This is a genomic window from Sphingobacterium sp. GW821-FHT03E03, from assembly GCF_059420745.1.
Window position 1 is genome coordinate 25,301 of record NZ_JBWKUH010000026.1, and the last position, 13,169, is coordinate 38,469.

A 13,169-nucleotide genomic window follows, 5' to 3' on the forward strand; every position below is an offset into this window, starting at 1 on the left:
AATTTAACCCGCTTTTTTTGTTAGTTCTTCTTCAAGGTCTACTTCTACACGTAGATTTTCGACAATATGTTTTTGTCGATCTGGTGTATTTTTGCCCATGTAATATTCTAATAGTTGTTGAATTTTATTGTCTTTTGATAAAATAACGGGGTCAAGACGGATATCTTTTCCGATAAAGAGTCCAAACTCAGAGGGCGATATTTCGCCTAAACCTTTAAATCGCGTGATCTCAGGCTTAGCTCCTAGTTTTGCAATTGCTTTTTGTCTTTCTTCATCCGAGTAACAGTAGATCGTCTCTTTTTTGTTCCGAACCCTGAATAATGGTGTTTGGAGAATAGATACATGTCCCGCTTTGACCAAATCAGGGAAAAACTGTAAGAAAAAGGTCAATAACAGAAGACGGATGTGCATTCCATCGACATCAGCATCTGTAGCGATAACGATATTATTATAACGTAGTCCATCTAACCCATCTTCAATATTTAGGGCGTGCTGCAAGAGATTGAACTCTTCGTTTTCATAAACGATCTTTTTGGACATGCCATAAGAGTTCAACGGTTTTCCTTTTAAGCTGAAAACGGCTTGAGTCTGTACGTCACGTGATTTGGTGATCGAACCTGAAGCGGAGTCACCCTCTGTTATGAAAAGTGTCGTTTCTTGGTTACGCTCGTTTTTATCGCTAAAATGGACTTTACAGTCACGCAATTTGCGGTTGTGTAAAGAGGCCTTTTTAGCCCTTTCATTCGCTAGTTTTTTGATCCCTGCAATATCCTTCCGTTCTCTTTCAGATTGGAGAATACGCTTTTGAAGCGCATCGGCAGTACTTGGATTTTTATGTAGGTAATCATCCAATGCTTTTTTGAGAAAGTCATTGATAAACCCTCTTACAGTTGGGCCTTCTGGGCCTACACTCTGAGAGCCCAATTTTGTTTTTGTCTGGGATTCGAAAACCGGTTCCTGTACTTTTATGGCGATGGCACCAATAATCGAGGATCGAATATCTGATGCATCAAATTCTTTTTTGTAGAACTCGCGAATGGTTTTTACAAGTGCTTCGCGGAATGCTGCTTGATGTGTTCCCCCTTGTGTTGTATGCTGACCATTAACAAAGGAATAATATTCTTCTCCATATTGTTGACCATGGGTCATTGCAATCTCGATATCCTCCCCACGTAGGTGAATGATTGGATAGCGCATGGATTCGGCGTCAATATTCCTTTCTAATAGATCTTTTAATCCATTCTCAGAAATAAATCGCTGTCCATTGAAGTTGATCGTAAGACCTGAGTTCAGAAAAACATAATTCCAGATCATATTCTCTACAAATTCTGAACGGTATTTGTAGTTTCTGAAAATAGAATCATCTGGATAGAATGTTACCGATGTACCATTACGTTGGGTAGTGTCTTTCTGTTCGTCATTTACCAATTCCCCCTTGGAAAACTGCGCGATACGCGTTATATTTTGGCGGTAGGATTGTACCGTAAACTGGCTGGATAATGCATTGACGGCTTTTGTACCCACACCATTTAATCCAACGGATTTTTGGAAGGCCTTGCTGTCATATTTACCACCTGTATTGATTTTGGAAACTACATCTACGACAGAGCCAATCGGAATTCCACGGCCATAATCGCGTACTGAAACTTTGTTTTCGTTTACAGTAATATCAATGGTTTTACCGGCACCCATCACAAATTCGTCAATCGAGTTGTCGACAACTTCCTTCAATAAGACATAGATGCCATCATCGTAGGCCGAACCGTCCCCCAATTTTCCTATGTACATTCCCGGACGAAGGCGGATATGCTCTTTCCAATCCAGGGACCTAATACTGTCTTCGTTATATGTACTCATAAATTTATGTAGAACTTAGCTAACAAAAGTATAAAAAATAAAAACGATATATGGTATGGAAGACTAAATTTTTTAGATATCTATGGTTTCTGATATGATTGGTAAAATTGGCGATTTCCCAAGAAATGTTTACATTTAGTGTAAGTAATTGTAAAGAGAAAAATTTATGGGGTTATTTGATAAAATCAGGAATGAATTTATTGATATTATCGAGTGGGTCGATAATAGTACTGATACGATAGTATGGAAATTTCCTAGGTATCAGAATGAAATAAAAATGGGCGCACAACTTACTGTACGTGAGGGGCAGGCGGCAGTTTTTTTAAATGAGGGTGTGGTTGCTGATGTATTTCAACCCGGAAGATATGAATTGACTACACAAAACATGCCGATTATGACAACCATCAGAAGTTGGAAGTACGGCTTTAATAGCCCGTTTAAGGCAGATGTCTATTTTATTAACCTACGTCAGTTTGTCAATCAACGTTGGGGAACAAAAAATCCGATTATGTTGCGTGACCCTGAATTTGGGCCAATACGTCTTCGCGCTTTTGGAAATTTTTCCTTTCAAGTGAAAGATGTCCCTGTTTTTATGAAACAGTTGGTTGCGACGACTCCGGTATTTACTGTCGATGATATTACCGAGCAATTGCGCAATATTGCTGTGTCAAGAGGTATGGATGCTATTGCGGAATCAAAAATTCCAGCGTTGGATTTAGCTTCTAACTACGATGAAGTTTCCGCATTGATTCAACAAAAAATTACCGGAGATTTTGAGGAGATCGGATTGAGCTTGACCAAATTTCTGATTGAGAATATCTCATTTCCAGAAGAAGTGGAAAAAGCACTGGATAAAAGAAGTAGTATGGGCGTGGTTGGGAACCTTGGTGCTTATGCGCAATTTCAAGCAGCCAATTCGATGGAGAAAGCAGCGGAAAATCCAAGCAGTGGTGGTATTGTTGGCGCAGGCTTTGGTGCAGGTTTGGGTGCTGGGATGGTTGGACAAATGGGCAATGTATTCCAACCGAATAATTTTGACGGGAATAACCCTACTGGTGTTGCCGGTGCGGGAGCTGTTGCAGCAGGATCAGCTGGGCCACCGCCATTACCCAAGGCCGTTGCTTATTACCTGGCTATAAAAGGCAAGCAGGAGGGACCTTTCGATCAGGAACAATTGCGTGGATTAGTGGGTGAAGGTACGCTTACCACGTCAACGTTAGTATGGAAGGAAGGGCTCGATAACTGGACTGAGGCCGATAAAGTTGTAGAATTGAAGGATTTGTTTTCACAGACCCCGCCACCAATTCCTGGAGTTTAGAGATATAAGTGCTATCACGAGTATGAGTTTTGAAGAGAAAACCTCCGAAATAGATCGGAGGTTAAAATGCCAAGGTTGTGGTGCCGTTTTGACTTATCAACCCGGAACTTCCTATCTGGAATGTTCTTATTGTGGGACTAAAAATGAAATTGCGGATGAAATACCAGTAAGTGGCGAGATTGAAGCAACGGATTATAAGGTTTTTGGTAAAGCGATGGAGGGTGTAGCAGATGAACGTTATAGTTATCTAGCTGAGGTTGTTCATTGCAGCAACTGTGGCGCTAATTCAAGGTTGAATCCGCATGTTACCGCAGATGTTTGTGCCTTCTGTGCATCACCATTGGTTATTGATCATCAGCAAAGACGTATTGTCAGACCCCACGGACTTGTACCTTTTACAGTTGACTACAAACAGGCTTTTGGATTATTGACCCAATGGGCAGGGAAGGTCTGGTTTGCTCCCAATGATTTCAAAAAAATCTTTAATACGCGAAACGACCGTTTGAAGGGGGTATATATCCCATTTTGGTCCTATGACTCCGATGTAGATTCTTCTTATGAAGGATCCCGTGGGGAATATTATTATGTAACACGGACACGACGTAATTCAGACGGTGAAATGGAGGAATATGAAGAGCGCCGCACGAACTGGTATCCGGCTTCAGGAAGGATCTATAGTCGATTTAGAGATATTGTTATTTCTGGATCCACCTCACTACCCGAAAAGTTTTCGGACAAAATTGGTCCTTGGAATCTAGATTACCTGAAACCGTTTAATGAACAGTATTTAAGTGGTTTTATCGCGGAGACTTTCAGTGTTGATCATGTGGTGGCTGCCGGAACTGCCCGTGCTATTATGGATCGTGAAATTGTGCGACAGGTAGAAGATGATATTGGTGGGGATACACAGGACATTGATTCCATCGATAGCGATTTTAAGTCGATCAGATTGAAATATATTTTGTTGCCGGTCTGGCTCTCAGCTTATCAGTATAAGGGTAAGAGTTATCAAATTATGGTGAATGCTTTCAATGGCAAGGTTTATGGACAAAGACCGTATAGTGTCTGGAAAATAGTATCCCTGATCCTTTTGATTCTCTTAGTATTATATCTTTTGAGCTTTATGGGCTAAGGTTTGTAATGGTGATACAAAAAGAGCTGTACTTTTTTCAAAGTACAGCTCTTTTTGTTGCTGTAAAATGTAATTATTTATTCAATGAAAGCAAGAAGCCGATCGTGAAGTTTGCGTCCCAGTCAAATACAAAGGTATCGCAATTGGTAGCGTCTTTAAGTGCTTTGTAGATGTTTACTCCGCTTTTGGTTTTTATTTTTTCTGCTTTATAAGAGGAAGGGTCGTTCAATACAGTAAACCGTTCTTCTCCTTGACGTGTCTGAGATGCTAATTCAAAAGGAACGCCACCGATGATAAAACATACTTCTCTTTTTCCAGTAGGTATTTTCTCGCCTAATTTTTTCACTTCCGCATAAACGGCATCGTCTTTTAGATCTTTTTCATAATATTTTGCCCCAGGCGCTTCCTCAGATTTGGTATCACCATCAATCCAGGAGATCTTGGTGTTGCCCGAACCGATATCCACAACAAAAGAGTTTTCTTCATAAGCCTTAGGAAGAACAGATTTAAGCGCTAGTTTTCCTTCTTGTTCGGCAGTCACTAAGTTAACAACAAACCCCATTTTTCTGAGTTCGGAACTAATCACCGTCGTCTTAGGTTCTTTCTGTGCGCCGGAGCTGATAACAAAGTGGATATTTTTGGATTTTACTCCCTTATCGAGCATCATGCCGATATAGTCTTTTAATCCTTTACGGATATCTTCGGTATTGGCTAAGCCTTCATAAGCAAAGGATTTGCCAAAATCTTTGGAAATAATCTCCCAACGATTTTCTTTATCCATATTGACGACAAAGGAATTGAATCCTGAGGCGCCCACTTCTACAACACCCTTATACTCTCCATCAACCGGTTTTTCAGGTTGATAATTGAATGAACGTGCGCTTCCAGAGCTTGGGGTAGCTGCATCTGGTGCGTTGAAACTGGTTGTATCAGCTCTATTAACAGTTGGGGTAGTGTCGAATTTGCCTGATTGCATCGCCCAATAGCCAATGGCAAGAATAGGTACCGCGATAATAATTGCTTTGATAGGCCATCTTAATCTGGCCCATGTCGATTTCTCTTCCATAATTTTGAATAATATGATATTGTTTTGTTAATTAATCTAGTAATGTAAAGCCTTTGTCGATTTTCTCCTCTGGCTTGAGCTCGTAGCTTGCATCAGACATCTGAGTGACATTGAGTACTTTCAAATTACGTTCGTCGACCTTACGGATAAATTCTTCCAGTTCTCCTTGTGAAGGGGCGCCACCGACCGTGATGTTGTTGTTTTGATCCAAGAAATCCAAGTTGGATCTAATCGAAGCAATGTTTTGACTGATAGCACCTGTAGCTGCATTCATTGCTTCCTGAAAAGCCCATCCATCTTTGATATTAAATACATCGGCAAGTCCATCCGTTGCATTTTTCATTTTTTGTGTTGCTTCTAACTTCTTGGAAATAATTGAAATACTGCTATCCAATGTACTTACATAGATACGTGCTGCGCTTTCATTGTCTTTGAGGACTTCCAGTACTTTCGCAAACTGATTAGCGTATTGCACATAGCTACGTGCATTTTGTTCTTCTGATTCCCCTTCTTTACCTAGCAAAAAAGCTTTGGTACGTGTCTCCTTGGCATCTCTTGCATAAGCATTGGCTTTCTCTGCATTATTTTTGCTGGCTTCTTCTTTTGATTTTTCATCAAGATTAGCAGCTTCAGCTGTAAACCTCTTCGCATAAGTATACTTTTCTTCCGCAGTTTTTTGCGCCGTTTCACCGCTTTGAATCATATCAATGCGAACACCGTCGACATTACTGATCTTCTCCTTTACACGTTTTAATGTGTCTTTGGCATCACGGGACAGCAATTGTAAAGTCTCGATGGGATTATTTCTAATAATGGATTTTTCACCTTTGAACAGTAGCACGGTACCCAAGCGATGTAGTAGAGCGATGATCTTAGGAGCTAAAAGCAATAAGGTGATCAGGATAATACTGAAAATAACAAATAAAATGCTCTTTCCTGCGTATTCGAGCATAATGGGAAGGAATTTGAAAAAAGCAAATGCGCCGCCCAAAAGTAATGCCCAAAAGAAAACAGTAGAAGCAGTCTTTTTTGCTTCCGGAGATTTTAATTGTGCGGGTAAATGATCTCCCAAAACTTGAAATATGGGGAGTTGTGTCTTTATTTCAGCAGGAATATTGATGTATTGATCTTTTTTTTCCATTGATTTATAGTTATTTAATTGATTGATTAATCATATGCAATGCGTTGTTTATTTCGGTAATAACCTCACCAACAGCAGCATTGCCTATTGCTATTTTTTGTTCGATTTCTTTGGTCTTTGGTTCGTACTTCTCATTAATCTGTCCCAGGGCGACCTGCTTTTTCTGTAGGTCATCTTGCAATTTGGTGATATTTTCCGTTAATGCTTTGATTTCACTGTTCAAATTCGCAATTTCCATTGTTCGGTCCTGTTCTGTCCTTTTCTTTTCCCCCTGTTTCTGGTCGGACTCTTTGGCTATGGTTTCTTTAAGCTTATTAGCATAATTTGTGCCAGTTGCCACAAGTTTTTCCTTCGATAGTGAACTATCGACAAACTTAAGTGAGGTATAGGCCGCTTTTAAGGTGTTTTCTTCTACTTTTCCCATTGCAGCAGCGGCATTCCAGACTTCAAAAAAATCGACACCCTGCTCATTGAGTTTTTCGAGGATGGCATAAACCTTTAGTTTCATTTCTTTGAGATCCGTGGACCCATCGTTGGCTGTAATAGGAATAGGCGGCGGAGTCTTGCCTGTTGCTTCAGGCTGTGTTACCGACGTATATGTTGGTGTGGGAGTATTTAATTTTTCTTGTGTCGGAGCAGCAGGTGCTGAAGCCGGAGATTGAGGGGCAGAGTTCGTCTGATCATCTTCGAAAATTAATTTTTTAAGACTGTTTAATATTCCAGAACTTCTTTGGTTTTCGTTGTTGCTCATCATGTGACATTTTTGTTATTATGTATACTAAAATAGTAAAAATTAGGATTGTGACAGCTAATTTATTGGAACGAAATCATCATGAGGTTAATTAATGGTCAGAATGAGGCGAATAGACCTAGCTGATATTTTCATCTTAATAAAATACGGATGCAATAGATGAGACTTCAATATCTGAAAAAATGACGAATCTAGGGGGATAGCTATGAAAATGAAAAAGGGCTGTCATTTGTGGACAGCCCTTTTATGAAGAATAGATAGAAAGTACTTCTATCTTCCAAAGTCGTCTTGAACACGAACAATATCGTCTTCATCTGAGGGGTTGTTCGCATCGGTATGTTGCCAAATTTCTGCCAAAATACCAAAGCCATCCAAGCCAATTAGACGGTGACGTTGTCCCTGACGTAATCTGATCGTTTCACCTTCTTTCAAAGTAGATACCACTGACTCCTCATCTGTATCAGAAACCATAACACCTACGTTGCCTTGAATAACACGCCAGATTTCAGCACGGCGGTGGTGGTATTGCCAAGAAAGTCTCTTGTCTGGAGCAACGATCAGAATTTTTGGGCTTAATTTTCCTGAAATTCTTAACTCCTGAACATCCAATCCACCAAAATACTCATTTGCGAACTCTTGTGCCTGGGATTCGTCGATGACAAAAAAGCCACCCCAAGGGCGCGCTGCATCCGACTTCTCAATGTTGAATCCTTTGGATGTCAACATCTCTTGCACTTTTTCAAATAATGCGGTTTTATCTATAGCCATCTTATAAAATTTCTAAAAATTTATTGATCATTAATTCAGCAGCTAAATATAGAAAAAAATCATTAATATTTTTAGTTAACCGTTTTAGCTTTACTAAAATCATTAATAAAATATACTTTTTTATCAAATATACAATCTAACGATAGGATATGTTTTCAAAATGAAATACTTAGTTTTGTGGTCAATCTAATTTCAGGATATGTCAAATTTTCAAGTCGATCGAGAAAACACAGCATTTATGCAGGCTGTTGCATTTGTTAACCAAACCAATCAGAATGTATTTATTACAGGAAAAGCAGGTACGGGAAAGACGACTTTCTTGAAGTATATTCGTGAGCATAGCTATAAGAAAATGGCGATTACTGCGCCAACGGGAGTAGCTGCCATGAATGCTGGTGGGACGACACTTCACTCTTTATTTTGGCTTCCTTTCGGAACGTTTGTTGAAGATTATGAGTTGCGCTGGGATGAGCAGGATAGTCATATTTATAATAAATCGCGTTTGTTCAGTACAATAAAGCTAACGAAACAACGTCGGGCGATTTTACAGGAACTTGAGTTATTGATTATCGATGAGGTTTCGATGGTACGGGCAGATACATTGGATGCGATCAATGTGATATTACAATCTGTTCGTCGCGATATGCGTCCGTTCGGGGGATTGCAGGTATTATTTATTGGCGATTTATATCAATTGCCTCCAGTGGTCAAAGATGCGGAATGGAATATTCTCCGCGATCATTATTCGTCTGTATTCTTCTTCAATGCGAAGATTCTAAGGGACAGCCCTTTGGTCATGCTAGAGCTTAATAAAATTTATCGTCAGCAGGATGAAGGGTTTATTTCAATATTGAATGCGATACGGAATAATCAATGTACCAGTGAAATGCTAACCACCTTAAATGGCTATTACCAACAGGATTTTGTGCCAAAAGAGGAGGAGCAATATATTACATTGACATCCCATAATCGGAATGCGGATGAGATCAACAGTGCAAAATTGGCTTCGTTGTCGGGAAAGATGCTTAATTTAAAAGCCGTTGTGAAGGATGACTTTGCGCAAGGATCTTATCCTGCCGAGGAAACGCTGTCCTTAAAAATAGGAGCACAGGTGATGTTCATTCGGAATGATTCTGGTGATGAGCGGAAGTATTACAATGGTAAGATCGGTACGGTAAAACATATTGATACAACACAAGGAACAGTATCAGTTACTTTTCCTGACGGTTCTGACGAGGTGAGAGTCAAAAGAGAGACCTGGGAAAATATCCGTTATAATTATGATAAAGGGCAGGATCAAATCAAAGAAGAGATCTTGGGGACATTTTCTCAATTTCCTTTGCGACTGGCTTGGGCTATTACAATCCATAAGAGCCAGGGTCTGACTTTTCAGAAAGCAATTATTGATGCGGGTACCTCGTTTGCGGCCGGACAGGTCTATGTTGCGTTAAGCCGTTTGACGAGTTTGGACGGGCTTGTACTTAAATCCATTATTCCATCTTATGCCATTCGTACAGATTATCAGGTGGTCGAGTTTGCGCAACGAGCGCATTCCCAGTCCAGTATTAACGAAATATTGGAACAGTGCCAACGAAATTATCTGGGACAGATTTTGATGAATGGTTTTCGGTGGGATGGCCTTTTGGTGGAAACTTCGGAATTGCTGAAATCAATGGATGAACGCAATATCGATGGGAAAGAGCAGGCTGTTCAATTTTTTCAGGAGATCGTTAAACAGCTCCAGACACAGGAGAAGGTGGCCCACAAATTTATCGTTGTCCTTTATGATCTCCTTAGGGATAAGGATGCGATTGATTATGACCTGATTTGCGAGCGTTCTACTGCCGCTGTAAATTGGTTTTTACCACGGATGGATAAGGATCTTATTGCGGCCCTGACAAAGCATATTGAAGAATATCAGATCCGCAAGCGGACAAAGAAATATGTTGATGAATTGAAAGCAATATTGTTGGATTATAAGCGGAAACGTGAGCAGTTGCAACATTGTCTAATTATTGCCGAAACGCTATCCAAAAGAGAAGATTTTCAAACAGCTATGCTTGATGTAGCTGCTCAGGTCAAGACAAAAGAAAAAGATGAATTGGCCGCACAAAGCGCTGACGAAGAAGGAGCTAAAAAGCTGGATACAAAGAATATTTCGTTAGAAATGTTTAAAGAGGGGATGACTATCGCTGATATTGCGAGCAAGCGTGGGATGGTCGCTGGTACAATCTATGGGCATCTGATTAATTTTGTAGGGACAGAGGTAGAGGCAACAGAATTAATTGATCAAGAAAAGCTTGACCGCATCCTTGATGTCATTCGTGCAAATCCAGACAAATCATCTTCTGAACTGAAGATGCTGTTGGGGGCAGATATCGATTATCCTGATATTAAAATTGGACAAAAAGTTTTAGGATTGTAGTGGGTAAGGATTTATGATGTATATTTGTCAACCTTTTATTATAAGCTAATTGAAAGAGGAGAAAACCAATAAGAAAATTAACAAATGGATTGTATTTACTTCCATGCCGATTCAGATGGGCGTGACAATATATTTATTTTATTGGGTCGGGAGTTGGTTAGATAATAAATATGCCATTGCGGGTGAATGGGGAATGAAGGGATTGACGTTGTTGGGAGTGGTTGTATCCTTGTATCAGTTCATCAGGCAGGCAAATCAAATTAATAAGAATGAATAGTTATTTGAAAAGCATACTTATACTGCTGATCGTCTTTGTGGCAAGTTTTACTGCACATTATTTAGTGATATCCGGAATGAACATGGAACAATACTGGGCCAAAACCTCCTACAGTCTTGTGGGGCTGTATACTTTTGGATTCTGTTCTTCGTTGCTGGTTGCGGTCTTGATATTTTTTGCAAATTGGTCTATGCCGGAGAAACTGGGGGTTATATTTCTGGGGCTGGTGCTCCTGAAAGGTGTTGCAGGATATATTTATATTAAAGACGGGTTAAAGACCTTTGAAAATAACTTTATCGAATATAACTTTTTGGTCGTATTTTTTATCTCTCTGTTTGTGGATGTCTATGTCGCTTTTAGTGCTTTAAATCAAGCAGATAAAAAGGTTTAAACTATTTTTGGAAAAAGTTTAAACAAATGGTGATTTATGCCAAATAAAATTGTATTTTTGCGCAAAATTTTTTATTATTCAATAGTAATCTGAAATGGTGAATCTTAAGAGAGCACTTTTATTATTTGCAGTAATTTTTCTTGCTGTCAATCCTTTTACCTTAAAAGCAGCTGAGGAAGCGCATGGGGATGCGCCTAAAACCCAAGCTGAGGAAATCAAAGCGTATAGTCAACATCACTTACAGGATGATCATTATTTTTCTTTGTTCTCCGATCAAAAAGCAGGAAAACATTATGGTTTTCCATTGCCAGTAATTCTTATTGATAATGGATTGGTTGTTTTTTCTTCTGGCGAGTTTCATCATGGCGAGTCTGTTGTGGAGAAAAACGGTCAATACTATACACTTTACCATGGCAAAATCTATAAAACGGACGCTGCAGGTACCTTAAACTTTGATGAAGCACATCACCCTACGAATGCAAAACCTTTAGATTTCTCGATTACAAAGAATGTGGTGGGCCTGTTATTGGCAGCATTCTTATTGTTCTGGGGTTTCATATGTCTGGCTAAAACATATAAGAAAGGTGTCAATAACCTTCCTAAAGGTGTTGGTCGTGTTTTAGAACCATTGGTTTTATATGTACGTGATGAGATGGCTGTTCCAAATATTGGTCATCGTTATAAAGAATTTATGCCTTATCTTTTATCTGTGTTTTTCTTGATCTTTGTTTTAAACTTGTTGGGTATGACTCCACTAGGTTTTAACGTAACGGGAAATATTACAGTCACTTTATGTTTGGCTTTATTCACTTTCTTTATTACCAACTTTAAGGCTAATAAAGATTATTGGAAACACATTTTTTGGATGCCAGGTGTTCCAGTTCCTTTCAAATTTATTTTGGCGCCAATTGAGGTGTTGGGTATGTTTACAAAACCTTTCTCCTTGATGTTGCGTTTGTTTGCGAATATTACTGCTGGTCACTCCGTTGTAATGGGTTTGATCGCAATCGTATATTTATTTCAACAACAGTTGACTGTCGGTGGTAGTATCGGGGTGTCGATGTTGTTGACATTAGTGTTGTTTTTCTTGGAGTTACTGGTTGCGTTTTTGCAGGCCTTTATCTTTACAATGTTGTCATCTTTATTTATCGGAATGGCTGTTGAAGAACACGCACATCATTAATTGAATTTTTTTGTTAAATTTTATAAAATAATTATTATGTACAACTTAATTGGAGCAGGTTTAATCGTAATCGGTGCAGGTTTAGGTTTAGGTAAAATCGGTGGTTCAGCTATGGAAGCTATCGCTCGTCAACCAGAAGCAGCATCTAAAATTCAAACTGCGATGATCATCATTGGTGCCTTAGTTGAAGGTTTAGCATTCGGTGCTTTAATCTTAGGTAAATAATCCAAGCTGATTAAAAGTTTACTAAATACAGTTTGCAACGGTTGGTTGCAGACTGTATTTAAACAAAAAAATACAAACAAAAGAAAATTATAATTTACAATTGTATATAAATGGAAGCATTAATTAATCAGTTCTCGTACGGTTTGTTCTTTTGGCAACTAATCATCTTATTGGTTGTGATCTTTTTATTGGGCAAGTTTGCTTGGAAACCTATCGTCAACGCTTTGGATGAACGTGAGCAAGGGATTGCGAATGCATTGGAAGCTGCTGAGAAGGCCAAATTAGAAATGGCTCGTTTGACAAATGAGAACGAACAATTGCTTAAAGAGGCTCGTGCGGAACGTGATGTTATCCTTAAAGAAGCAAAAGAGCTAAAAGAGAAAATCGTTGCTGAAGCAAGAACACAGGCACAATATGAAGGTGCTAAAATGATTGCTCAAGCGAAAGAGGAGATCGAAGAACAAAAGAATAAAGCTTTGGCTGAGGTAAAATCACAAGTTTCTTCTTTGTCTTTGGATATCGCTCGTAAAGTGTTAACAAAAGAATTTGAGGACCAAGGTAAGCAAGAAGCTTTAGTGGCAGATTTGCTGAATGATGTTAAATTGAACTAATCCGGTCACTCAAATTACGAAATA

At 39.2% G+C, this 13,169-nt stretch carries 13 protein-coding genes; 8 read left to right on the forward strand and 5 right to left on the reverse strand.

Annotated features, from left to right (window positions below; translation table 11 throughout):
• Positions 1-3: 3 nt before the first annotated feature.
• Positions 4-1,857 (reverse strand): DNA topoisomerase IV subunit B, encoded by a 1,854-nt coding sequence (locus AC07UV_RS21070; protein WP_120262205.1) that lies wholly within the window; start codon positions 1,855-1,857, stop codon positions 4-6.
• 166 nt (positions 1,858-2,023) lie between these two features.
• Between AC07UV_RS21070 and AC07UV_RS21075 the strand changes: the two genes are divergently transcribed.
• Positions 2,024-3,175 carry an SPFH domain-containing protein gene (locus tag AC07UV_RS21075; protein WP_495185189.1) on the forward strand — a complete coding sequence of 384 codons (1,152 nt, stop codon included), beginning with the start codon at positions 2,024-2,026 and terminating at the stop codon, positions 3,173-3,175.
• Between the two features lie 22 nt (positions 3,176-3,197).
• Positions 3,198-4,307: a TFIIB-type zinc ribbon-containing protein gene (locus tag AC07UV_RS21080; protein ID WP_495185190.1), complete on the forward strand. Its 1,110-nt coding sequence runs from the start codon at positions 3,198-3,200 to the stop codon at positions 4,305-4,307.
• 73 nt (positions 4,308-4,380) lie between these two features.
• On the opposite strand, the gene AC07UV_RS21085 is transcribed toward AC07UV_RS21080, so the two are convergent.
• From AC07UV_RS21085 to AC07UV_RS21100, 4 genes are all read right to left on the reverse strand, one after another.
• A complete protein-coding gene (locus AC07UV_RS21085; RefSeq protein WP_495185191.1) occupies positions 4,381-5,373 on the reverse strand; it encodes a hypothetical protein in 993 nt (330 codons plus the stop codon).
• 31 nt (positions 5,374-5,404) lie between these two features.
• The gene (locus tag AC07UV_RS21090; RefSeq protein ID WP_282252369.1) at positions 5,405-6,514 is read right to left on the reverse strand and encodes a hypothetical protein; all 1,110 of its coding nucleotides are present in this window, start codon (positions 6,512-6,514) and stop codon (positions 5,405-5,407) included.
• A 10-nt stretch (positions 6,515-6,524) separates the two neighbouring features.
• Entirely contained in the window at positions 6,525-7,268 is a 744-nt protein-coding gene (locus AC07UV_RS21095) for a hypothetical protein (RefSeq protein ID WP_495185192.1), read from the reverse strand.
• 267 nt (positions 7,269-7,535) lie between these two features.
• Positions 7,536-8,033 carry a cupin domain-containing protein gene (locus AC07UV_RS21100; protein ID WP_104385737.1) on the reverse strand — a complete coding sequence of 166 codons (498 nt, stop codon included), beginning with the start codon at positions 8,031-8,033 and terminating at the stop codon, positions 7,536-7,538.
• 199 nt (positions 8,034-8,232) lie between these two features.
• Between AC07UV_RS21100 and AC07UV_RS21105 the strand changes: the two genes are divergently transcribed.
• The 6 genes from AC07UV_RS21105 to AC07UV_RS21130 all read left to right on the forward strand — a co-directional run bounded on the left by AC07UV_RS21105 (position 8,233) and on the right by AC07UV_RS21130 (position 13,145).
• The gene (locus AC07UV_RS21105) at positions 8,233-10,458 is read left to right on the forward strand and encodes a helix-turn-helix domain-containing protein (protein ID WP_495185193.1); all 2,226 of its coding nucleotides are present in this window, start codon (positions 8,233-8,235) and stop codon (positions 10,456-10,458) included.
• A gap of 49 nt (positions 10,459-10,507) precedes the next feature.
• A complete protein-coding gene (locus AC07UV_RS21110; protein WP_233789610.1) occupies positions 10,508-10,735 on the forward strand; it encodes an AtpZ/AtpI family protein in 228 nt (75 codons plus the stop codon).
• A complete protein-coding gene (locus tag AC07UV_RS21115; RefSeq protein WP_495185194.1) occupies positions 10,728-11,126 on the forward strand; it encodes a hypothetical protein in 399 nt (132 codons plus the stop codon). The genes AC07UV_RS21110 and AC07UV_RS21115 overlap by 8 nt, the downstream gene beginning before the upstream one ends.
• 94 nt (positions 11,127-11,220) lie before the next feature.
• On the forward strand, positions 11,221-12,309 hold the full coding sequence (atpB, locus tag AC07UV_RS21120; protein ID WP_495185195.1) for a F0F1 ATP synthase subunit A: 1,089 nt from the start codon (positions 11,221-11,223) through the stop codon (positions 12,307-12,309).
• Positions 12,310-12,345: 36 nt separating this feature from the next.
• Positions 12,346-12,534 (forward strand): ATP synthase F0 subunit C, encoded by a 189-nt coding sequence (gene atpE / locus AC07UV_RS21125; protein WP_028070619.1) that lies wholly within the window; start codon positions 12,346-12,348, stop codon positions 12,532-12,534.
• Between the two features lie 110 nt (positions 12,535-12,644).
• Entirely contained in the window at positions 12,645-13,145 is a 501-nt protein-coding gene (locus AC07UV_RS21130; protein WP_282252383.1) for a F0F1 ATP synthase subunit B, read from the forward strand.
• Positions 13,146-13,169 lie beyond the last annotated feature (24 nt).

Coding starts and splice junctions, on each gene's coding strand:
- AC07UV_RS21130 (WP_282252383.1), top strand. CDS start 12,645: ATGGAAGCATTAATTAATCAGTTCTCGTACGGTTTGTTCTTTTGGCAA.
- AC07UV_RS21075 (WP_495185189.1), top strand. CDS start 2,024: ATGGGGTTATTTGATAAAATCAGGAATGAATTTATTGATATTATCGAG.
- atpE (WP_028070619.1), top strand. CDS start 12,346: ATGTACAACTTAATTGGAGCAGGTTTAATCGTAATCGGTGCAGGTTTA.
- AC07UV_RS21100 (WP_104385737.1), bottom strand. CDS start 8,033: ATGGCTATAGATAAAACCGCATTATTTGAAAAAGTGCAAGAGATGTTG.
- AC07UV_RS21115 (WP_495185194.1), top strand. CDS start 10,728: ATGAATAGTTATTTGAAAAGCATACTTATACTGCTGATCGTCTTTGTG.
- atpB (WP_495185195.1), top strand. CDS start 11,221: ATGGTGAATCTTAAGAGAGCACTTTTATTATTTGCAGTAATTTTTCTT.
- AC07UV_RS21085 (WP_495185191.1), bottom strand. CDS start 5,373: ATGGAAGAGAAATCGACATGGGCCAGATTAAGATGGCCTATCAAAGCA.
- AC07UV_RS21095 (WP_495185192.1), bottom strand. CDS start 7,268: ATGATGAGCAACAACGAAAACCAAAGAAGTTCTGGAATATTAAACAGT.
- AC07UV_RS21070 (WP_120262205.1), bottom strand. CDS start 1,857: ATGAGTACATATAACGAAGACAGTATTAGGTCCCTGGATTGGAAAGAG.
- AC07UV_RS21105 (WP_495185193.1), top strand. CDS start 8,233: ATGTCAAATTTTCAAGTCGATCGAGAAAACACAGCATTTATGCAGGCT.
- AC07UV_RS21090 (WP_282252369.1), bottom strand. CDS start 6,514: ATGGAAAAAAAAGATCAATACATCAATATTCCTGCTGAAATAAAGACA.
- AC07UV_RS21080 (WP_495185190.1), top strand. CDS start 3,198: ATGAGTTTTGAAGAGAAAACCTCCGAAATAGATCGGAGGTTAAAATGC.